This is a genomic window from Streptomyces sp. NBC_00669 (assembly GCF_036226785.1).
In the GTDB taxonomy this organism is placed as follows: Bacteria; Actinomycetota; Actinomycetes; order Streptomycetales; family Streptomycetaceae; genus Actinacidiphila.
Genome location: NZ_CP109018.1, coordinates 8,960,056 through 8,981,107 on the forward strand (window position 1 = coordinate 8,960,056; position 21,052 = coordinate 8,981,107).

General features: G+C 72.7%; 12 protein-coding genes. 6 read left to right on the forward strand and 6 right to left on the reverse strand.

Going from position 1 to position 21,052, the window contains the following annotated elements:
* Nucleotides 1-64: 64 nt before the first annotated feature.
* Genes OG896_RS37585 through OG896_RS37600 form a run of 4 tightly spaced genes read right to left on the reverse strand, consistent with a single transcriptional unit; the run spans nt 65 to nt 4,578 of the window.
* Complete coding sequence (locus tag OG896_RS37585; protein WP_329372645.1) at nt 65-1,393, reverse strand: Gfo/Idh/MocA family protein; 1,329 nt, start codon at nt 1,391-1,393, stop codon at nt 65-67.
* A gap of 56 nt (nt 1,394-1,449) precedes the next feature.
* Nucleotides 1,450-2,280: a carbohydrate ABC transporter permease gene (locus OG896_RS37590; protein WP_329372647.1), complete on the reverse strand. Its 831-nt coding sequence runs from the start codon at nt 2,278-2,280 to the stop codon at nt 1,450-1,452.
* Entirely contained in the window at nt 2,277-3,227 is a 951-nt protein-coding gene (locus OG896_RS37595; protein ID WP_329372649.1) for a carbohydrate ABC transporter permease, read from the reverse strand. Before OG896_RS37595 ends, OG896_RS37590 begins: the two co-directional genes overlap by 4 nt.
* 46 nt (nt 3,228-3,273) lie before the next feature.
* Nucleotides 3,274-4,578, reverse strand: coding sequence for an ABC transporter substrate-binding protein (locus OG896_RS37600; protein ID WP_443057211.1), 1,305 nt, complete (start codon nt 4,576-4,578; stop codon nt 3,274-3,276).
* Between the two features lie 189 nt (nt 4,579-4,767).
* Between OG896_RS37600 and OG896_RS37605 the strand changes: the two genes are divergently transcribed.
* The 3 genes from OG896_RS37605 (at nt 4,768) to OG896_RS37615 (ending at nt 11,949) form a co-directional block, all read left to right on the forward strand.
* On the forward strand, nt 4,768-5,883 hold the full coding sequence (locus tag OG896_RS37605; RefSeq protein WP_329372650.1) for an ROK family transcriptional regulator: 1,116 nt from the start codon (nt 4,768-4,770) through the stop codon (nt 5,881-5,883).
* A 253-nt stretch (nt 5,884-6,136) separates the two neighbouring features.
* A complete protein-coding gene (locus OG896_RS37610) occupies nt 6,137-8,935 on the forward strand; it encodes a galactosylceramidase (protein WP_329372652.1) in 2,799 nt (932 codons plus the stop codon).
* Between the two features lie 317 nt (nt 8,936-9,252).
* Nucleotides 9,253-11,949: a beta-N-acetylglucosaminidase domain-containing protein gene (locus OG896_RS37615; protein ID WP_329372654.1), complete on the forward strand. Its 2,697-nt coding sequence runs from the start codon at nt 9,253-9,255 to the stop codon at nt 11,947-11,949.
* Nucleotides 11,950-12,376: 427 nt separating this feature from the next.
* Here the strand turns inward: OG896_RS37615 and OG896_RS37620 are convergent, their stop codons facing one another.
* Nucleotides 12,377-16,471 (reverse strand): carboxypeptidase regulatory-like domain-containing protein, encoded by a 4,095-nt coding sequence (locus tag OG896_RS37620; RefSeq protein WP_329372656.1) that lies wholly within the window; start codon nt 16,469-16,471, stop codon nt 12,377-12,379.
* A 189-nt stretch (nt 16,472-16,660) separates the two neighbouring features.
* Here OG896_RS37620 and OG896_RS37625 point away from each other — a divergent pair, with 189 nt between their 5' ends.
* Both OG896_RS37625 and OG896_RS37630 read left to right on the forward strand, forming a co-directional pair.
* Nucleotides 16,661-17,779, forward strand: coding sequence for a LuxR C-terminal-related transcriptional regulator (locus tag OG896_RS37625; RefSeq protein WP_329372658.1), 1,119 nt, complete (start codon nt 16,661-16,663; stop codon nt 17,777-17,779).
* Entirely contained in the window at nt 17,766-18,926 is a 1,161-nt protein-coding gene (locus OG896_RS37630) for a hypothetical protein (RefSeq protein ID WP_329372659.1), read from the forward strand. The genes OG896_RS37625 and OG896_RS37630 overlap by 14 nt, the downstream gene beginning before the upstream one ends.
* A gap of 114 nt (nt 18,927-19,040) precedes the next feature.
* Here the strand turns inward: OG896_RS37630 and OG896_RS37635 are convergent, their stop codons facing one another.
* Complete coding sequence (locus OG896_RS37635; RefSeq protein ID WP_329372661.1) at nt 19,041-20,081, reverse strand: Gfo/Idh/MocA family protein; 1,041 nt, start codon at nt 20,079-20,081, stop codon at nt 19,041-19,043.
* Nucleotides 20,082-20,246: 165 nt separating this feature from the next.
* Here OG896_RS37635 and OG896_RS37640 point away from each other — a divergent pair, with 165 nt between their 5' ends.
* Nucleotides 20,247-20,990 (forward strand): GntR family transcriptional regulator, encoded by a 744-nt coding sequence (locus OG896_RS37640; protein ID WP_329372663.1) that lies wholly within the window; start codon nt 20,247-20,249, stop codon nt 20,988-20,990.
* Nucleotides 20,991-21,052 lie beyond the last annotated feature (62 nt).

A 21,052-nucleotide genomic window follows, 5' to 3' on the forward strand; every position in this document is an offset into this window, starting at 1 on the left:
GGTGTACGGGTGTACGGGTGTACGGGTGTGGTGCGGGGGGTGGTACGTCAGGGGGCCGCTACGGTCAGAGCTCGACGACCGTCCCGGCGTGCCGGGCCCGCTCGGCGGCGAAGACCACGCGGTGGCTGGCCAGGCTGGCCTCGATCCCGGAGACGATCAGCTCGGGCCGGCCGCCGTGCAGGGCGTCGATGTAGGCGTTGAACATGGCCGCGTCGCCTCCGGCGTGTCCTTCGGCCGCGGAGGAGCCGTCGAGGGAGGTGTCGATGACGGTGGTGCGCTCGGTGCGGAAGTCGTACACCTCGATGTGGCGGCCGTCCCCGGTGAGCTGGCCGCGGGTGCCGAAGATCTTCGTCTGCCGGTTCTCCATCGGGGTGAACGCGGTCAGGACGAAGGACACGGTCACGGCGTTGTCGAACTCCAGGTTCACCACCTGGTGGTCCGGCACGTCGTTGTCGCTGTGGTAGACGCAGCGGCCGTACGGCCCGTCGGTCAGCGCCGCGGTGACGGCCTCCTCGGTCAGCTCCCCGGCGGTCGCGATGCGGGTGAAGTACTGCTTGGTGCCTCCCCGGCGCAGCCCGTCCCGGTAGAGCCGGGGCGCCGAGAAGGCGCACGAGGACTCCAGCGGGCAGGTGACACAGCGATCCGTGGCGCCTTCGGGGGCGGACTCGGGACGGAAGTGGGTGAGCGACCCGAACGACGACACCCGCCGGACCGGCCGGCCGACGACGTCGCACAGCCAGTCGATGTCGTGGCAGGACTTGGCCAGCAGCAGCGGCGCCGACTGGTCCTCGCGGCGCCAGTTGCCGCGCACGAAGGAGTGCGCGAAGTGGTAGTAGCCGACCGGCTCCAGGTGCTGCAGGGAGACGATGTCGCCGATCGCGCCGTCCCGCAGCAGCTTCTTCAGCGCCACGGAGTAGAGCGTGTACCGCATGACGTGGGCCAGAGCCAGCGCGGTGCCGTTGCGCTGTACGGCCTCGGCGATGGCGTCGCAGTCCTCCTGCGTGGTGGCCATCGGCTTCTCCAGCAGCAGCTGGTAGCCGAGGTCGGCCAGGGCGACGGCCGCCTCGACGTGGTCGGCGTCCTGGATCGCGACGATCGCAACGTCGGCCAGCCGGGGCCGTTCCAGCACCTCGCGCCAGTCGGTGAAGCAGAACTCGTCGCTGACCGCGTGCCGGGCGGCGAACGCCCGGCGGACGCCGTCGCGGGCTTCGGCGACGGCCACCACCCGGGCCCGCTCCGGGCTCTTTGCCGCCAGGTCGGCGTAGGCCTCGCCGCGGGCTCCCGCGCCGAGGACGACCAGCGACAGCGGACGCCCGATCGGCGCGGACAGGTCCCCCGTGACGAACGGTGTGGAGGCGGGTGCGCCGCCGGCGGGCGGGGCGGCAAGGTTCACAAGTACTCCTGTTGAGCGATCAGGTAGCGAGGCGGCGGGGGTCGGGGGAAGCGGAGTCACCCCTTGGTCGCGCCGCCTGTCAGGCCCTTGACGAAGTGGCGCTGGAACGCCAGGTAGAAGACGAGGATCGGGATGGTGGCGAGGAACATCAGCGCGAAGACCGCGCCGAAGTCCGACTGGTGCTCCCCGATGGCCCGGTAGATGCCCACGGTGACGGTGGTGCCGTTCGCCGGGCCCATGATGATCAGCGGGTTGAGGAAGTCGTTCCAGATCCAGACGCCGAGGAAGATCAGGACGGACGCCGAGGCCGGGCGCAGCAGCGGGAACACGATCTTCCAGAACACGCGGAACGGCCCGGCGCCGTCGAGGGCCGCGGCCTCCTCCAGCTCGATCGGGATGGTCTTGACGAAACCCGTGAAGACGAACACGCCGAACGGCACGTAGTACCCGACGTTGACCAGCACCAGCCCCGGGATCGTGGTCATCAGGCCGAGCCGGCGCAGCACCTCGGTGACCGGTTCGAGGATCACCGCGGGCGGGATCATCAGTCCGCACAGCAGGGTCGCCAGCACCCCCTTGGCCCAGGCTCCCTTGGCCCGGGCCAGGTAGTGCCCGAGCATGGCGGAGACGATCGTCAGGGCGGTGACGGAGATGGCGGTGACCTCGACGCTGTTGATGAGGCCGTACCAGAACAGGTGGTCCGGGCGGGACAGCACCTGGTGGATCGAGGAGAGCGTCGGCGGGATCGGCAGGCTCACCGGGTGCGCGGTGATGTCCGGGCCGTGCTTGAACACGTTGACCAGGACCACGTAGAGCGGGAGGAAGAACACCGCGGTGACGAAGAGCGCCGCTATCGGCCGGAGCCACAAGGACCGCTGGGAGTTCACAGCGTGACCTCCCGCCGCTGGAGCACGCGCAGCGCGAGGACCGAGATCACCGCGATGATGGCGAGCATGACGGTGGCCATCGCCGCGCCGTACCCGATGTGGTTTCCGGTGAACGTGGTCTGCACGACCTCGAAGGCGACGGTGGAGGTGGTGCCGTTGCCCGGGCCGCCGTTGGTGATCACCTGGATCTGGTCGTACGCCTTGAACCCGCTGATCAGCAGCATGACCGTGTTGATGGTCAGCGCGGGCGCCAGCATCGGCCAGGTGACGTTCCTGAAGCGTGTCCAGATGCCGGCGCCGTCGATGGAGGCGGCCTCGTGCAGTTCGGCCGGCACACCGGCCAGGCCGGCCAGGTAGACGACGACGCAGAAGCCGAGCATCTGCCAGGTGATGATGAACGCGACCGAGTACAGCGCGAGATCGGGGTCGGACAGCCAGCCGGGCGGGTGGTGCACCCCGAGCTTCTTCAGCATCGAGTTGAGCAGCCCGTCGTCGGTGAGGATCGCCTGCCAGATCACCGAGACCACGACCGAGGACAGCACGACCGGCGTGAAGAACACCGAGCGCAGGGCGTTGTAGAGCCAGCCGCGCCGGTCGAGCAACAGGGCGACGAGCAGCCCGAGGAGGTTGGCCAGGACCGTGATGATGACGGTGACGACGACGGTGTTCTTCAACGCGCCGGTGAAGTCGGGGTCGGAGAACAGCCGGGTGTAGTTCCGCAGACCGACCCACCGGGTCGGCGGATTGGCCGGGTTGCGGTTGGTGAGGCTGGTGCCGATCGTCATGGCGATCGGCACCAGGACGAAGGCGAGGTAGACGACGAGTCCGGGGGCGCCGAAGGTCAGGAAGTGCCACACCTTGGAGCACCGGGCGGACCATCGCCGGGCCGGACCGGCACCCGGCGCGTCCCGGGTGTGCGCGCCCGGGGGCGCGAGTGTCGCGGTCATGTCTGTCTTCTCCTCGTTCCTGGGTCGTCGTGCGGGAGGGCGCGGGCTACTCGTCGGCCTTGGCCCATTCGGAGTCGAGGAACGCCCCGAACTCCTGCGCGGTCTTCTTGCCGTTGATCAGGTCGGCGACTCCGGCGGCGGCCTTGTCCGCGACACCGGCGGGCAGCGAGTCGTCGCCGGACTCGACCGAGAAGGCGTCGACGATCGCGTGCTGCTTCACCGCCTGCTGGTAGAGGTCGAGCGTGGCGGTGTAGACCGGGCCCATGCCGGCGGGCGGGGTGTAGTCCTTCAGCGCGATGATCGACCCGTCGGTCTTCACCGAGGCGTCCAGCGAGGTCTTGTCGAGCATGAACGCCAGCGCCCACTTCTGGGCGAGCGCGACGTCGGGGGCCTTGGAGGACACGGACATGCCGCCACCGGTGTAGGACGGCATGACCAGCGAGCCGTCGTCGGAGGGCCAGGCGAACACGCCCACGTCGAAGGGGGGCTTCTTCGCGTCCGCGGAGGCGGCGAACCACGAGCCCATCGGGTACATCGCGCCCTTGTTGGCGCGGAACGCCTGCTCGTCGTCGGCGTAGGAGCGGGACAGGCCCGCGCGATCGATGTAGCCCTTCTTCGCCAGGTCCGAGACCTTCTGCGCGGCTTTGGTGAACGCCGGATCGGTGAACTTGGCCTTGCCCTTGGCCTTTTGCGCCAGCCAGTCGGGCTCGGGCCGGTAGGTGTCGGTGGCCACCGCGCCGATCAGCGGGTACATGTCGGCCCAGGTGTCCTTGCCGCCACCGCCCACCACCAGCGGGTTGATCCCCTTGGTCTTCAACTTCGCGCAGTCGTCCAGCAGGTCCTGGTACGTCTTCGGCGGGGCGGCGATCCCGGCGGCGGTGAAGTCGGACTTGTTGTAGTACACCAGCGGCGTCGGCTGGGTGTCGTACGGCAGCTGGTAGATCTTGCCGCCGATGGGGTTGGAGTGCGGCGACACGAAGTCGCTGAGCTGCCCGTCGCTCCACGAGGCGAGCTGGCCGGCCTGCGCGAACCCGTTCGGCGACACCCCGATCATGATGTCCGGCAACTGGCCGGAGGCCGCGAGCTGCTTGGCGTAGCCGACGCGGTCCACCGACGGGGCCACCAGCTTCTTGATGGTGACGCCTGGCACCTTCGCCGAGGCCCGGGCGATCGCGTCGTCCCAGTACTTGGCCGTCAGGTTCGGCGTCTCGAAGGTCAGGAAGGTCAGCGTGACCTTCCCCTTCCCGCCTCCACCTCCCGACGCCTTGCCGGAGCCGCCGGCCGCACAGCCGGACAGGAGTATCGCCGCCACCAGGCCCGAAGCGGCCAGCGGCATCAGCTTGCGTCTCACGGAAGTCCCCATCCGTCGTGGTGATAGATAACAAGACTTGTTTAACAATTGAGTCGAGAAGATACTGGTCTCCTGCGCCTGCTTGTCAAGGGGTCGCGGCCAGGATGATCACGTATGAATCGAGGCAGGGGTCAGATGCGAATCACGGGCGGGGACCCTTCGGCACTGCGCAGGCGGAACCTGGCGGCGATGCTGAGCAGGATGTACGAGCACGGCGCGCAGACCGTCACCGAACTCGCCCGGTCCACCGGCCTGTCCCGGCCGACCTGCGAGGAAGGCGTGGCCGAACTGCTCGCCCAGGGCTGGGTCGCCGAGGGTGCGGCGCCGGACCCGGCGGCCGCCCGCCAGCCGGGACGGCCGGCCAGGCGCTACGAGTTCCACGCCGACGCGGGCCGGGTGCTGGGCGTGGACGTCGGCGCGCACAAGATCCTCGCGATGGTGGCCGATCTGCGCGGGGCCGTGACCGTGGCCCGGCGGATCGACGTCGATCCCGACCTGCCCGCCCGCGGGCGGCTGGCGGCGATGGGCGACGCGGTCACCGCCTGTCTGGCCCGCGAACCCGTCGCCGATCGCAGCCCACTGCTGGCAGCCGTGATCGCCTCCCCGGGGGTCGTGGACGCCCGGGGGCGGGTGGTCCTGTCCAACGCCATGCCGGAGTTGACGGGGCTGAACCTCGCGGACGAGCTCGCCCGGACGCTGGGTATCGGCAGCGTGGACGGGCCGATCCACGCCGAGAACGACATGCGCATGGCCGCACTGGCCGAGCAGTGGCGGGGCGTTGCCGACGGGGTGCCCGACCTCGTGTACATCCACGCGGGCCACCGCCTGGGCGCGGCCGTGCTCATCGACGGCAGGCCCTACCGCGGTCATCGGGGCGCCGCCGGGGAGATCGGCACCCTCGGCCTGCTGGACTGGGCGAACAGCTACCGCCGCCTTCTGGCCTACGCCCCCGGCGGCACGACAGGCGACGCGACGCTGCGGGTCTTCACGGATCTGCGCGAGGGCAACGCCCAGGCCCGGGAGCTGGTCGACCGCTTCGCCCGCGACCTGGCCACCGGAGTCGCCGTCATGTCGATGACCATCGACCCGACGCTGGTCGTCGTCGGCGGCGGCATCTCCCAGGCCGGCGACGACATCATCGAGCCGGTCAGCCGGCACCTGGCCGACCTGTGCCTGTTCCCGCCGGAGGTCCAGGCATCGAGCCTGGGCGACGAGTCGGTCGCGCTCGGCGCCCTGCGCTACGGCCTCCAGGACGTGGAGGGGCGGCTGTTCGGGGCGGACGGGGCGGAGCGGGCTTCCTCGTGACGGCCGGGTGCACGGAACGCGCGCACTGCTGAGTGAAGTTGATCGGTCTGCCGCCGTTCCGATCAAGCCAGCGCGCCGCGTTGCTTGCGCGAAACCTTGACGCCATGCGACCGGCTCCTTACTCTCAGGGCCGTCTGAGCGAATCTGATGGGTTTCGTTGGGTCCGGCGGGTGTACCGATCGGTCTCGCACACCATCGCACCTGACCAGCAGTCATCCACCGATGAGGACGCCGTCCTCCCAGGAGACATGCCATGCACACGCACACCGAGCGACGGAGATCGGGCGGTGGGGACCGCTTCGTGGCCGTCGCCGCCGTCCTGGCCCTGATCATGGCCGCCGCGGCAGTCCTGCTGGCCCCGGCCAGAGCCGGCGCGGCCGCGTTGCCGGACACCTCGATCGCGGTCAACGGCCAGGACACCGGACGCACCTTCGACGGGCTCGGCGCGATCAGCGGCGGCGGTGGCAACACCCGGCTGCTCACCGACTACCCGGCCGCGCAGCGCAACGCGATCCTGGACTACCTCTTCAAGCCCGGCTACGGCGCCGACCTGCAGCTCCTGAAGGTCGAGACCAGCGGGGACGGGAACACCACCTCCGGCGCCGAGCAGACCGTCGAGGAGACCCGGGGAGTGATCAACTGCCAGGCGGGCTACGAGTTCTGGCTTGCCCAGCAGGCGGTGAAGCGCAACCCGCAGATCAAGCTCTACGGGCTGACCTGGGCGGCGCCGGGCTGGGTCGGCTCCAGCATGTACACGCAGAACGGCATCCAGTACATCACCGACTGGCTGGGCTGCGCCAAGCAACGCGGCCTCACCTTCGCCTACATGGGCGGCTGGAACGAGAAGGGCGGCTGGACCGCGGCCTGGTGGAAGGATCTCCGGGCGGCGCTGGACGCGCACGGCTTCGCCGGGGTCAAGCTGGTGGCCGCGGACCAGGTCAGCTCGTTCTCCGACGTCAGCGGCGCCATGGCGCAGGACCCGGACTTCGCCAAGGCGGTCTCGGTCATCGGCGAGCACTACCCCTGCGGGTGGAACGGCCCCACGCCGATCTCGGACTACCCCGACGTGGAGACGTCCTGCCCCTCCTCGCCGGCCGCCCAGGCACTGAACACCCCGCTGTGGGCCGCTGAACAGGGCTCGATGAGCTACAATGCCGGCGGTCTGCCGATGGCCCGCGCCGACAACATCGACTACGTCGACGGCCGGATGACCGCGAGCATCAACTGGCCCGCCGTCGCCTCGGCCTACTCGGACGTCGGCTTCGCCGACCAGGGACTGGTCAGGGCCGACGAGCCGTGGACGGGCTCCTACGACGTCGGCCTGTCGACCTGGGTGACCGCGCACACCACGCAGTTCGCGCAGCCGGGCTGGCAGTACCTGGACGGCGCCAGCGGCTACCTCGGCGGCCGGAGCTCCGACGACGTCGGCAGCTACGTGACGTTGAAGTCGCCCGGCGGCAAGGACTGGAGTTCCGTCGTCGAGACGACCCGGGCCACCGGCCCCCAGACGGTGAAGCTCACCGTCAGCGGCGGCCTGTCCACCCGGCCCGTGCACGTGTGGAGCACCAACCTGGTCTCCAACGACCGTTCGCAGTGGTTCGCGCAGGACCGCACGCTCGTACCCGACGCGCACGGCACGGTCACGATGACCCTCCAGCCCGACCACCTCTACTCGTTCACCACCACGACCGGGCAGCACAAGGGAAGCGCCGCGGCGCCGGCGAGCAAGCCGCTCGCACTGCCCTACTCCGACTCGTTCACCACCGGGACCCGGGGCCAGCAGGCCCGCTACCTGGCCACCATGGAGGGCGCGTTCACCGTCGAGCCGTGTGCCGGCCGCGGCGGCAACTGCGTGCAGATGGACACCCCGACCAAGCCGCTCGAATGGCAGTCGAACATCCAGACCCCCTACCCGTACACGGTGGGCGGCGACGAAGCCTGGAGCAACTACCAGGTGTCCGCCGACGTGCGCAACGCCCAGCCGGGTTCGGTCGGGATTCTGGGCCGCCAGAGCAACCTCGGCGGCACGGAGGAGGACCCGTCGAAGGTGCACTACTACTCGCTCACGCTCAGCGACACCGGCGCCTGGTCGATCAACCTCGCGGACGGCTCGGGCAGCGCGGCACGGTCGCTGGCCGGCGGAACGCTGTCCTCGGCGGCCGGGCTGAACACCTGGCACAACCTGGCGCTCACCTTCGACGGCTCGCTGATCTACGCCTCCGTCGACGGCACCACCGTCGGCTCGGCCACGGACACCACCCTCGCCGCCGGGAAGGTCGGCCTGGTCGCCAGTGGCTATCTGGCAGGCGAGCAGTACGACAACCTCAAGGTCAGCACGCTGACCGACCTCGCGGTCCCGGTCGCGCTGCCGGCCGGCACGCACACCCCGGAAGCGGTGACGAACGTCGGCTACGACGCCACCGGCAGCGCGGTGAACCAGTGGCAGTACAGCGGCTCGTGGCAGTCCGGCGGCGGAAACACCTGGGACGACACCGCCGGTGACAAGGCGACGCTGACCTTCCAGGGGGACAGCGTCACCCTTCAGTCCATGGCCAACGCCAGCAACGGCATCGTCGACGTGTCGGTGGACGGCGGCTCGCCCACCGCGGTCGACCTCTACAGCGGCAACGGCGCTCTGGCCTCGGTGTTCACCCGCACCGGCCTCGACCCCGCCCAGCGGCACACGTTGACCGTGACCGTCACCGGCAGCAAGAACCCCGCGTCCGGCGGCAGTTTCGCCTCCGTGGCCGGCGCCCTGGTGAGCGTGCCCGGCAAGCCGGCCGCCGCGCCGGTGCTCGTAAGGCCGGCCGACGCGTCCTCGGTCCACGCGGGCCGGATACGGATCGAGGGCACCGCCACCCCGGGCGAACTGGTCACCGTCTCGGTGTCGGGCAAGCCCGCCTGCGTGGACCAACCCGCCGACCGGCACGGGAACTGGCGCTGCGACACGCACCTCCAGCGTGGGTCCGCGGTACTCACCGCGGTCGGCGTCGACCCCGTGACGGGCCTGATGTCGGCGCCCACCGCCCCGGTCCACGTGCGCGCCACGTAGACCGGAGCGGCGCCAGGGCGCTCCCGCCGCGCCATTGACGTCGCAATTTCACCGGGCCTACCGTAGATGTCTAGACCACTGTGAGCCCGCCGGACGGTCACGGCCCACCGTCCGGCACCCGTGGCACCTCCACGCCGAGCGCGCCCGCCACGCGCACGGCGACGTACTCCTCGATCACGGAACTCCTCGATCACCGCACCCCTCGCTCGATGGTCGCACCAGGCCCGCCCCGCCGGCTGACCCTGCCGGCGGGCGCGGCCCGCGAAGGCACAGCGCACTCAGGAGCAAGCCGGACAGCAGACCAAGGAGGATGACTCGTGCAGCACTCCCACGGATCGACCCGCGCCAGACGCACAGTGGTCGTGGCCGCCGCCGCCCTCGCGCTCGCGGCCACCGGCGCGTTGCCCGGCGTCCGGGGGACGGCGCATGCCGCCGCCGCCCCGAGCGCACCGCGGATCTTCCCCACCCCCCGCTCCGTCACCCCGCACACCGGCCACGTCACCATCACCCCTGCCGTGACCCTGGTCGCCGGGCCGTCCGCGGACACCTCGGCGATCAGCGCGACCGAGCAGGCCCTGCGCGCCGGAGGCGCCCGCACCTTCGCCCGCGCCGACCACCCCGCGCGGCACGGCGGCCTCACGGTGTACGTCGGCGGCCCGGCCGAGACCCCCGGGTCCGCGGCGGCGCTGGCCGTGCTCCGGCTGCCCGGAACCGCCGGGCTGCCGGCCGAAGGCTACGAACTGGGCGTCGGGAACAGGTCGATCGTGCTGGCCGGAGCCGATCCCACCGGCACCTTCTACGCCGCGCAGACCCTCCGCCAGCTCGTGCGGCCCGACGGGCGCGCTCCCCGCCGCACGCTGGACGGGCTCGCCGTGCGGGACTGGCCGTCCACCCCCTTGCGGGGCGTCATCGAGGGCTTCTACGGCACGCCCTGGTCGGACCCGGCCCGCCTGGACCAGCTCGACTACCTCGCCGCGCACAAGATGAACATCTACGTGTACTCGCCCAAGGACGACCCCTACCTGCGGGCGCAGTGGCGCGACCCGTACCCGGCCGACAAGCTCGCGGTGATCAAGAGCCTGTCCGACCGCGCCACCGCCGACCACGTGGCGTTCACCTACGCGCTCTCACCCGGCCTGTCCGTCTGCTACAGCTCCGACGCGGACGAGAAGGCGCTGGTGGCCAAGTTCCAGACGCTGTGGGACGTGGGTGTGCGCTCCTTCGCCGTCCCGCTGGACGACATCAGCTACACCAACTGGAACTGCGACGCCGACAAGACCAGGTTCGGCACCGGCGGCGGCGCGGCGGGCGCGGCGCAGTCGTATCTGCTCAACCGGGTGCAGCAGGACTTCATCGCCACCCACCCCGGCGCCGCGCCGCTGCAGATGGTGCCCACGGAGTACTACGACACCTCGCCCAGCCCCTACAAGACCGCCATCGCCCAGCAGTTGGACCCCGCCGTGCTGGTGGAGTGGACCGGCGAAGGCGTCGTCGCGCCCACCATCACGACCGCCCAGGCCCAGGAAGCCCGGCAGGTCTTCGGCCACAAGATCCTGGTCTGGGACAACTACCCGGTCAACGACTACGTCACCAACCGGCTGCTCCTCGCCCCCTACACCGGGCGCGAGCCGGGCGTGGCCGGCGCGGTGGCGGGGCTCACCTCGAACCCGATGATCCAGCCGTACGCGTCGAGGATCGCGCTGTTCACGATGGCGGACTACCTGTGGAACGCGGGGGCCTACGACCCGCAGACCTCGTGGAACGCGTCCCTCAGCGAGCTCGCCGGGGGAGACCCGAGGACCGCCGCCGCCCTGCGGGCCTTCGCCGACCTGAACTACACCTCGGCGCTGACCGGCGGTCAGGCACCCGAACTGAGCGCCGCGATCAAGCAGTTCTGGACCGCCTGGCCGACCGACCCGGCCAAGGCCGCCCGCACCCTGAGCCCCCGCCTGGCCGCCGTCGCCGCAGCCCCCGCGTACCTGCGGGCACATCTGCCGCACAGCGAACAGGGCTTCCTCACCGACGCCGCGCCGTGGCTCGACTCCACGGCCGACTGGGGAACGGCCACGCTCACCGCCCTGGACATGCTGCAACGGCAGCAGGCGGGCGACGCGGCCCACGCGTGGGCCGACCGGCAGGCGCTGCCCGCGCTGGTCGCGGCGGCCTCCGCACACGGCGTCCTGGTCGGGGACACCGTGGTGGACACCTTCGTCACCGACGCCGAGAACCGGTACGACGCCGCGCTCGGCGTCGTGCACACCCGTTCCACGGCGACCACCTCCCTGGGCACCTACAACGGCAACAGCCCCGCGAACTACACCGACGGCGACCCCGACACCTTCTTCTGGTCGGACGCGGCCCCGTCGGTCGGTGACTACGTCGGTGTCGACTTGGGCTCGGCGCGGCCGATCAGCACCGTCGACATCCTCATGGGCAAGGCGTCGAGCGCCGACGACTACATCCACCAGGGGACCCTGGAGTACTCCTCCGACGGCACCACCTGGAAATCGCTGGGCGACTTCAGCGACACCGCCGAGGTGAAGGCCGAAGCCCCCGCCGGGACCACCGCCCGCTACGTGCGGCTGCGCAACACCGCGGCGCAGGACAACTGGGTGGTGGTACGGGAGTTCACGGTCGGCTCACCGCTGACGGCGGTCACCGCGTCCGGGACCCCGGCCCCGGCGGCGGACTCGTCGCTGGCCGCCGCGGTGGACGGCGACCTGACCACCGCCTACCACGCCGGCGCCGCCCCCGCCTCCGGCGACGCGCTCGTCGTGACGCTGCCGGCGGCGAAGGCACTGGACTCGGTGCTGGTCCTGCAGCCCGGCACCGGCCGCGCCCGGGCCCTGGTGCAGGTCCACGACGGCACGACATGGCGGACGATCGGCGCGCTGACCGGGCCCTACACCCGCCTGCCCGCGCACGGCGTCGCGACCGACACCGTCCGCCTGCTGTGGACGGCCGGCAGCCCGGCCCCGGTGGTCTCCGAGGTCGTGGCGAGCGCCGCCGGCTGATCATCGGCCCGCGGATGAGAGGGCGGACGGGCCCGCTCACGAGCACGGTGAGCGGCCCCGTCCTCGCCGTCCGGGTGTGGTCGTGGCCGGTACGGGGCCCCGTCGGTCGCCCACCACCCGAGCGGCCCATCCCCGCGCGCGAATGAGGGGCGCCGTGGTGGGTACTGGGGAGGAGGGGGATCACAGGAGCGAGAGGGGTTGCCGTGCACGACCAGATGGTGCAGCTGGCTCTGACCACGAACGCCCGGGAGGACATCACCTGGTACGCGATCATCGCGGTGATCTTCATCATCGGCGTGATCTTCGCGATCCGCAGCAACTGATCTGATCCTTCCCGCGCCGCGAGCCGTCCCGGCGGGGCGTGCGCGCGGGCCGGCCCGCCCCCGCAGAGCGGGAGCGGGCCGGCCCGTTCCGGGCGGGGCGGTCCTCAGCCGCCCGTCGGGTGGCCGGCGGGCCGGGCCGCGACCGTCAGCGTGACGGGCAGCGGCGCGATCGCGTGCAGCGCGTCGCTCTCGAATCCGAGCGACCCGGCCACGGTCCCGGGGCGGTCGCCGCTCAGCCGTACGGTCACGGTGACCGAGCGCCCGGCCGGGACGGTGACGGTGCCGCGGCTCAGCGAGAGCCACGGCAGGTGGACGGGTCCGGCCTGGTCGTAGCCGGTGAGCCGGTAGGCGCCGGTCAGGGAATCGTCCGCGGTGACCCCGCCGACCGAGTAGAGCCCGGTCGCCCCGGCACCGTAGTACTGCGGCCCCGGCAGGTCCGGCAGCTGGGCCCACCAGTCGGCGGCCGGGTCGTAGGCGAAGGCCCGGGCACTGGCGGCCTGGCCGTCCTCGACGATGCCGCCCGCGACGACCAGTTCGCCGTTCGCCGTGGCGGCCGTCGCGCACTGCGCGTCGACGGGCAGCGCGGCGATACGGTGCCAGCGGTTCGCGGCGGGGTCGTACCCGAAGGCGTCCGTGGTGGCGCCACCCGCGGTGACGCCGCCCGCGCAGTACAGTTGCCCGCCGGTCGCGCCGCACTGCGTGTTCATGATGTTCTCGGGGTAGTCGGCCGCCTTGCTCCACGTGTCGGTCGCGGGGTCGTAGACCGCGACGACGGCGGTGGCGTCGGCGCCGGTGGTGAGCCCGCCCACCTCGTAGATCCTGCCGTCGAGCACGGCGGTGGCACCGGCGATCGTGTACGGGTCGGGCGCGGCCTCGGTCCAGCTGTCGGTGGCCGGGTCGTAGACCTGGGTCGCCGGCTGCACCGTGAGCAGGGGCCCGACACCCCCGGTGACGTAGAGCTTCCCGCCGACGAATCCGGACCCGGCCGCGGCGACGGCGTGGGGTGCGTCGGCCTTCCGCTGCCACGCGCCGCTGCTCGGGTCGTAGGCGTAGAAGGTGTTGGTGACGTCCTCGGTCCCGGCGCCCAGGCCGGCGTAGACGACGCCCTGGTCGGTACCGGCGACGCCCTGCACGGACGGGGTCGGCAGATCGGGCAGGCCGGTCCAGGCCGGCGCCGGGGCACCGGTCCGCGCGGCGGCCGGGGCCGTGGAGGTCCCGTGCGGGGCGGCGGTCCTCGTGCTGCCGATGCCGTGCCCGGCCCGGGCGGCCGCGGCCAGAACCGAGGCCAGCGGCCGGGCGGTGCCCTGCTTCAGCGGCGCCGCCTGCTTGGTGGCGGGGGCCCCGGACGGCGCGGACGGCGTGCCGGCCGATGCGGCGCCGTCGGATGCGAACTGGTCGATGCGGACGGTCGCGGGGCCGTCCCCGGAGTTGGTGAGGGTCAGCTTCCTGGTCGCCGAGCCGTGCGGGCGCACGGTCGCGCTCAGGTCGCCGCTGACGGTGATCTCCCCGTTGGCCAGGGCGAGATCGACCCGGGTGACGCGGTCGGCGGCCAGCTTCACCGAGGCGCGCGCCTGGTCGTAGTAGACGAGCGAGCCGGTGACGGTGCGGTGACCGGTGGCCGGGGAGAACAGCCAGTAGAAGGCGTCGGAGCCGCCGCCGGGGCCCGACCCCGCGGCCGAGGTCGCGCCCGCGGTGGTGCCCGCCACGGCGACGGACACGCCGTCGAGCGGCCGGCCGGTCCGCGCGCTGGTCACGTCGCCGGCCACGAGGGTGCCCTTGTCGAGGTGCAGCCACGCCTGCGCGAGGGAGACGTCGGCGATGTCCCACCAGCCCACGGCGGAGTTGGTGTAGTGGAAGCGCAGCCGGACGGACCGGTCGTTCCCGGCGGCCGGTACCACGGCGTGCTGCGCGCCGGACTCCCTTCCGTCGCCGGTCCAGACGGTCTGCCAGGTCGCCCCGCCGTCCGCGGTGGAGTCGATGCTCGCCAGACCGCCGGCCTGCACGGTGCGGAAGGCCAGCAGCAGGGACTTGCCCGCCGGCAGCGCCGTCGCGGGGGTCAGCAGGGTGGAGTCGGTGTCGCCGCCGGACATCGCGGACGCGAAGCCGAGCGTGGGGTCGGCCGTCCAACTGGACGGGTCGGGGGCGTGGAAGGTCCAGGGAGCGCCCTTCGCGCTGGTGGTGCTCCAGCCCGCCGGGAGAGTGCCGGTGGCGAACTTCTCGGTGGCGGACGTGGCCGTCTTCTGGGTGTAGCCGGGGGCCGAGCCGTCGGACGCGAGCAGTTGCGCGTCGAGCCCGATGTCGTGGGCGACGTTCCCGGAGCCGACCTTCACCTGCACGTCGCGGTGGGTGTAGCCGGGGATCGCGGAGGTCACGTGCAGCGTGTAGCTGCCGTTCGCCGGGACGTCCACGGAGTAGGCGCCGGTGTAGAAGTCGCTGCTGAAGGGCGCCGTCTCGGAGCCGTCGTCCAGGGCGAGGGTCGCGCCCAGCGGCCAGCCGTGGCCCGAGGCGTCGGTGACCTTGCCGCTGAGCGTGACCATCGCCCGGCGGGCCAGCACGAAGTCGCCGGCCGTGGTCGTGCCGGTGGTGACGGTGGCGGCGTGCGCGACGGAGGTCCAGCCGAACTCGGCCGCGGTGACGGTGTAGTCGCCGACCGGCAGCGGGAGGCTGTACGTGCCGTCGCCGCGGGTCGTGGTGCGGCCGGACCCCGCCCCCGTCGCGGTCACCCGCACTCCGCCGACGGGCGCGCCCGCCTCGTCGGTGACCTTGCCGGCGACCGTACCGAAGTCGGTCGCCGCGAAGGCGGTGGTGCCGTCGGGGGTGCCGAGCCCGGTCGGGCCGTCGTAACCCGGGCCCGCCGTGCACAGGTAGGCCGTGGTGCAGGTGCCGTTGGAGCCGGAGGTGACGTCGTTGAGCGCACCGGGCCGCGCGTACGGGAAGGTGTTCGGGTGGCCGTGGTCGGCTATCGGCCCGGCCAGCGCGTAGACGGATGCGATGACGGGGGCCGCGACGCTCGTGCCGCCGTACTGCGCCCAGCCGTCGCCGCTGCTGCCGTAGGTGTCGTAGACGGCCACGCCGGTGTGCGGGTCGGCGACGGCGGAGACGTCCGCGACGGACCGGTTGCCGCAGCCGGTGTCCGTCTGGAAGGACGGCTTGGGCACGTAGGCGGAGCAGCCCGAGCCCGCGCCCGACCACGCCGTCTCGGTCCAGCCCCTCGCGGTGCCGGCGTCCCTGGTCAGCGCGGTGCCGCCGACGGCGGTGACCTCGGGGGCCGCCGCCGGGAACTGGACGCCGTATCCGTCGTCACCGGAGCTGGCGACGACGGCCACGCCCGGGTGGTCGTAGTGGGCGTCGGCGAACGCGGCCTCGGTCCCGTCCTCCGAGCCGCCGTAGCTGTTGGAGATGTACGTGGCACCGAGCGCTGCCGCCTCGTCCACGGCCGCGGCGAGGTCCGCGAGGGAGGCCGAGTCGGCCTCGACCAGGAGGATGTCCGCCTCGGGGGCGACGGCCGACACCATGTCCAGGTCGAGCGAGGTCTCGGTCGCCCAGCCCGCGTCGGGGGTCGGGTAGCCGTTCTGCGAGCCGCGCTGGTCGACCTTGGTGAACTGGCCGGGCTGGAGCGCGGGCAGGCCGAACTGCGTGCGGTAGACGGCCAGGTCGGCCGCCGCGGTCGGGGCGTCGTAGGCGTCCACGATGGCGATGGTCGCGCCCCGGCCGCCGTCCGCCGGGAGGTGGTACGCGCTGAGCAGGTCGCCGGGGCCGTAGCCGGAGGGCGCGACCGCCGCGGCCTTGACGCCGGTGCCCGCGGCGGTGCCGTCGACCCGCTTGGCGAAGCAGCGGGCCACGCCCTTCGCCTTGGGGGCCGCGCAGGACGACGTGACGGCGCCGGTGCGCTTGGGGGCGCGCGAGCCGGGGGCGGTGGACGTGTGGACGGTCGTGCCGGAGGGCTTGCCCGCGGGCTTGCCGGCCGGGGCTTTCGCCGCAGCGGCCGTTGCAGCCGGGGCCGTTGCCGGGGCCGTCGCCGGCGCCGCGGATTGCGGCGCGGGTCGCGGCGCGGCGGCCTCGGCCGTACCGAGAGGGCCCGCGGCGCCCACCGCGAGGGCGGCGGCGAGGAGGACGCCGAGGGCGCCCGCGGCTCGTCGTCGCCGGGTTCGTCCGGGCGGGGGGCCGCCCGCGCCGTGGGGGAGGGAGGGAATTCGCACCTTGCCACCAAAGTGGTCGGGGCGGCCGGGTACGCCGCCGGGTCGATTCGTGTGGGGTGGGAAACCGGGCAGTCGGGGTCAGGTCGCGGCAGCGATGCTTCTCGCCGGAGATCACGCAGGTCAAGAGCGCTCTACGCCAGTGTCGTAAAGTGCTACGTCGGCGGCGGGAATTGCTGTCACACTCGGCGGATGCTCAACGTCCTCGGTCTGACCGTCGCCGAACAGGCCCTCTACGAGCTGCTGTTGACCCGGCCCTCGGTCACCGAGGCCGAACTCGGGCCACCGCCGGAAGCCGCAGGAGCCGAGGGCGGAGCCGGAGCCGAGGCCGGAACCGGGGCCAGCGCCGGAGCAGGAACCGAGGCCGGAACCGCGGCCGGAGCCGAGGCAGCCGCCGGTGCCGCGCCGGGCACCTCGGTACGCGCCAGACTGCGCCGGCTGGAGCAACTCGGCCTGGTCGCCCGGCTTCCCGAGGACCCGCCGCGCTACGTCGTCGCCCCACCGGGCGACGCTCTGGACGAGGTGCTCTTCGCGCGGGACCGCGAACTGGCCGCCGCCCGGCGCCGGGTGGCCGAACTCACCGCGCGCGCCGCCCGTCCGCCGACCGTCACCGACCCCCTCGACCTGGTCGAGATCGCCCACGGCCCCGAGGCGGTGACGCGGTGGCACGAGCGGCTCCAGCGCGGCGCCCGCAAGGAGATCAGGGCCTTCGACTCGCCGCCGTACATCAACGACCACCACGCCAACCCGCTGGAGTTGGAGCAACTGCGGCGCGGCATCCGCTACCGCGCGATCTACGACCGGCGCGCCCTCGGCCTTCCCGGCGGGGTCGCGTTCCTCGACGACTTCACCTCGGCGGGGGAGATCGCCCGGGTCGTCACCGACGTGCCCATCAAGCTCGTGCTGAGCGACGAGCCGCTGGCGATGCTGCCGCTGCGCGAGGCGGCCGCCCGCGGGGACTGGCTGATCGTGCACGGCTCCGTGCTCTACGACGGGCTGTCCGCGCTGTTCGAGACCTACTGGGAGCGTGCGCTCCCGCTCCGGTTCGCCACCGGCCCGGGCGACGGGCCGCAGGACGGCCCCTCCCCGCTCGACCGGGCCCTGCTGACCCTGCTCACGGCGGGCCACACCGAGGACGTCATCGCCGAACACCTCGGCTGGCACAAGCAGACCGTCCGCCGCCACCTGGCCGACCTGATGCGCCGCCTCGACGCCACCTCGCGCTTCCAGGCCGGCTACCAGGCGGTGCGCCGGGGCTGGCTGCGCCCGGACCACGAAGCTCCCGGGGGCGCCACCGATGCCGGACACTGACGACCGCCGCGGGCTCGCCGCCCCCGAACCGGAGGGCGCCGCCGGGCAGTTGCGCGCCCTCGGCGTCGGGGCGGCCGAGGAAGCGGCGTACGAACTGCTGCTCGTCCACCCCGCCGCCGAACTGGCCGCCTTCTGGGACCGCCCCGAGGATCTGGGCGCGACGCTGGCGGCGCTCGAACGTCAGGGCCTGGCCGCGCGCGAACCGGGGCCCGTCGCGCGCTACCGGCCCGCGTCCCCGGCCATCGCGCTGGGCAGGCTCGTCGCGGAACGCGAGCAGCGGCTGCGCGAGGCCCGCGAGCACCTGGCCGAGTTGACCGACCGTTACCACCGGCGCCAGATCGCGGCGCCTGACCCTGAGGTGGTCGTCGAGGTCGTCACCGGCCGTGACGCCGTACTCCAGCGCACCGCCCAGGTCCAGTGGCGGGCCCGCGAGCAGATCCGCTGCCTGGACGACGCGCCCCGGGCCCGCGGCGCCCTCGCCGACGATCTGCGGCTGCTCGGGCTCGGCATCGACCTCCGGGCGATCTACGGCAGTTCGGCGATGGAACGGGCCGACGCGCTGAGCGAGGTCGAGCGACTGGCCGCCGCCGGGCAGCGCGTCCGGGTGCTGCCCGCCGTGCCGATGCGGCTGTACCTGGTGGACCGGGAGGTCGCCGTGGTGCCACTGCACGGTGCCGCCCGCGCGGCCGGGCACCGCGACGACGCGGGCGCAGGGCTCGACGCCGTGGTCATCGTGCACCCCTCGATGCTGCTGGACGCCCTGTCCGGCCTCTTCGAGAGCCTGTGGGACCGAGCCCTGCCCCTGCCGCTCACCTTCGGCGAACCGGCGCAGGCGGCGCAGACGTCGGGAGCCGCGGAGACAGCGGCGGCGAGGGCGGCGGGGGCGGCGACCACGGCGGCGGCCCCGGACACGGCGGCCTCCGAGGACGGCAGGCTGCTCTCGCTGCTGCTGGCCGGCCTCACCGACAAGGCGAGCGCCCGCCAACTCGGCGTGAGCCAGCGCACCGTCCAGCGCCGGGTCGCCGCCCTCCTCGACTCCCTCGGCGCCCGCACCCGCTTCCAGGCCGGCGCCCGGTTCGCCCTCCACGGCCTCGACCCGGGCACGCCCCCTCCCTCGGCACCGCCGGGAACCGCACCCGGGCCCTGACGCGACGGAGCGTCACCTGGCCGGGTGGGCCTCGGCGTTCCGGCCGTGGACCCCGCACGCGCGTGAGACCCATGGCGCCCTGGGCGCTCCTGCGTTGCAGGAGCCGGAACGGTGTCAGGCGGTCACCCCCGCCACTCCCGCCGTTCCGTCCGGCGCCGGCACCTGCGGGGCGACCGGTACCGGGCGGCCTTCGGCCCGGGAGCGGGTGGCGGCCTCGGCGACGGCGAGGGCGGCGCGGGCGTCCTGGGCGGTGCACGGGCTGGGGCGGGCACCGGCCACCACTTCCGTAAAGGCGGCGAGTTCGTCCCGGTAGGCGTCCTGGAAGCGTTCCATGAAGCCGCCGTAGGGCGTGTCCGCGGGCCAGGCGGCGCCCTCGGCCGAGACCACCGGCGTCCGGTCGGTCAGGCCCGCGGCCAGCGTGCCCTTGGAGCCGCAGACTTCGAGCCGGACGTCGTATCCGGCGCCGTTGTAGCGGGTGGCGGTGCAGGTGGCGAGGGTGCCGTCGTCCAGGGTGAGCAGGGTGACGGCGGTGTCCACGTCGCCGGCCGCGGCGAAGAAGTCCTCGCCGCGGTTGGCGCCGGTGGCGTAGACCTCGGTGACCTCGCGGCCGGTGACCCAGCGGACGATGTCGTAGTCGTGGACGGAGCAGTCGCGGAAGATGCCGCCGGAGCCGGGGATGTAGCCGGCGTGCGGGGGCGTCGGGTCGGAGGTGCAGGCGCGCAGGGTGTGGGTCCAGCCGAGCCGGCCGGCGGTGATCGCCTCGCGCAGGGCCAGATAACCGGCGTCGAAGCGGCGCTGGAAGCCGATGTGCAGGGGGACGGGGGAACCTTCCAGAGCGGCCAGGACGGTGTCGGTCTCCTCCAGCGTGCCGGCGACCGGCTTCTCGCAGAAGGCCGGCAGCCCGGCGCGAGCGGCGGCGAGGATCAGCTCGGCGTGGGTGCCGGTGGGCGCGGCGATGACGACGCCGTCGAGACGGGAAGCCCCGAGGAGCGAGTCGAGGTCACCCGCGTACTCCGCTCCCGTCCGTGCCGCCACCGCGCGGGCGGAGTCCTCGTCGGCGTCGTGCACGACAAGGCTGGTGACGGTCGGCAGGCCGGCGAGGGTCGCGGCGTGGAACGCACCGATGCGGCCAGTGCCGATGAGTCCTATACGCATGTGCGGAGCCTTTCGTGGGTCGTACGGAGGGCCTGAGCAGCCGACCTGCTTTCTACCTTCGGATCAGCCGTAGATCAAGAGTTTGTCAGGACGTAAGAACGTTCTGTGTTTGAGTGGAATGGGGCATACTTGCGCTGTCGGCGGCAGGGCGCGCGGGAGGGTGACGTGGAGACGTTCGCGAAGAAGATCACCATCGACCGGAGCAGTCCGGTGCCCCTTTACTTCCAGTTCGCCCAGCAGCTGCAGGGCCTCATCGAGTCCGGTGAGTTGCCGCCGGGCACGAGGCTGAGCAACGAGATCGCGATGGCCGACGAGTTCGGGCTGTCCCGCCCGACGATGCGTCAGGCCATGCAACACCTCGTCGACAAGGGGCTGTTGGCCCGCAAGCGCGGCGTGGGCACCCAGGTCGTCGCCAACCGCATACGGCGAAACGTCGAGTTCAGCAGCCTCTACGAGGACCTGGAGCGCGACAAGCGCCGGCCGCGCACCGAGGTGCTGTCCATCGAGACCGTCCCGGCCGGCGCGGCGGTCGCCGCCGCGCTCCGCGTGGCGGAGGGCGCGCCCGTGGTGGCGGTCCAGCGCCTGCGGTTCGCCGACGACCAGCCGATAGCACTCATGGAGAACGACCTGCCGGCGGGTCTGATCGACCTGACCGAAGACGCGTTGGCCGAGGCGGGTCTGTACATGCTGCTGCGCAGGTCCGGCGTCGGACTGAGCTCCGCGGTACAGGCCATCGGTGCGCGCCGGGCCACGGCCGCCGAGGCCAAGCTCCTGGAGGAGACCCGTGGCGCCACGCTGCTGACCATGACCCGCACCGCCTTCGACAGCTCGGGAACGCCGGTCGAGTACGGCTCCCATGTCTACCGGGCCTCGCGTTACTCGTTCGAGATGACGGTCACCACACCCTGAGCCTGCGGGTGCGGGTGCGGGTGCGGGTGCGGGGGAGCGCGGGCGTGTGGGCGTGCCGAGGC

Excerpts from the sequence above, each read along its gene's own strand:
- OG896_RS37610 (WP_329372652.1), top strand. The coding sequence starts at position 6,137 with ATGCACACGCACACCGAGCGACGGAGATCGGGCGGTGGGGACCGCTTC.
- OG896_RS37625 (WP_329372658.1), top strand. The coding sequence starts at position 16,661 with ATGCTCAACGTCCTCGGTCTGACCGTCGCCGAACAGGCCCTCTACGAG.
- OG896_RS37605 (WP_329372650.1), top strand. The coding sequence starts at position 4,768 with ATGCTGAGCAGGATGTACGAGCACGGCGCGCAGACCGTCACCGAACTC.
- OG896_RS37595 (WP_329372649.1), bottom strand. The coding sequence starts at position 3,227 with ATGACCGCGACACTCGCGCCCCCGGGCGCGCACACCCGGGACGCGCCG.
- OG896_RS37635 (WP_329372661.1), bottom strand. The coding sequence starts at position 20,081 with ATGCGTATAGGACTCATCGGCACTGGCCGCATCGGTGCGTTCCACGCC.
- OG896_RS37630 (WP_329372659.1), top strand. The coding sequence starts at position 17,766 with ATGCCGGACACTGACGACCGCCGCGGGCTCGCCGCCCCCGAACCGGAG.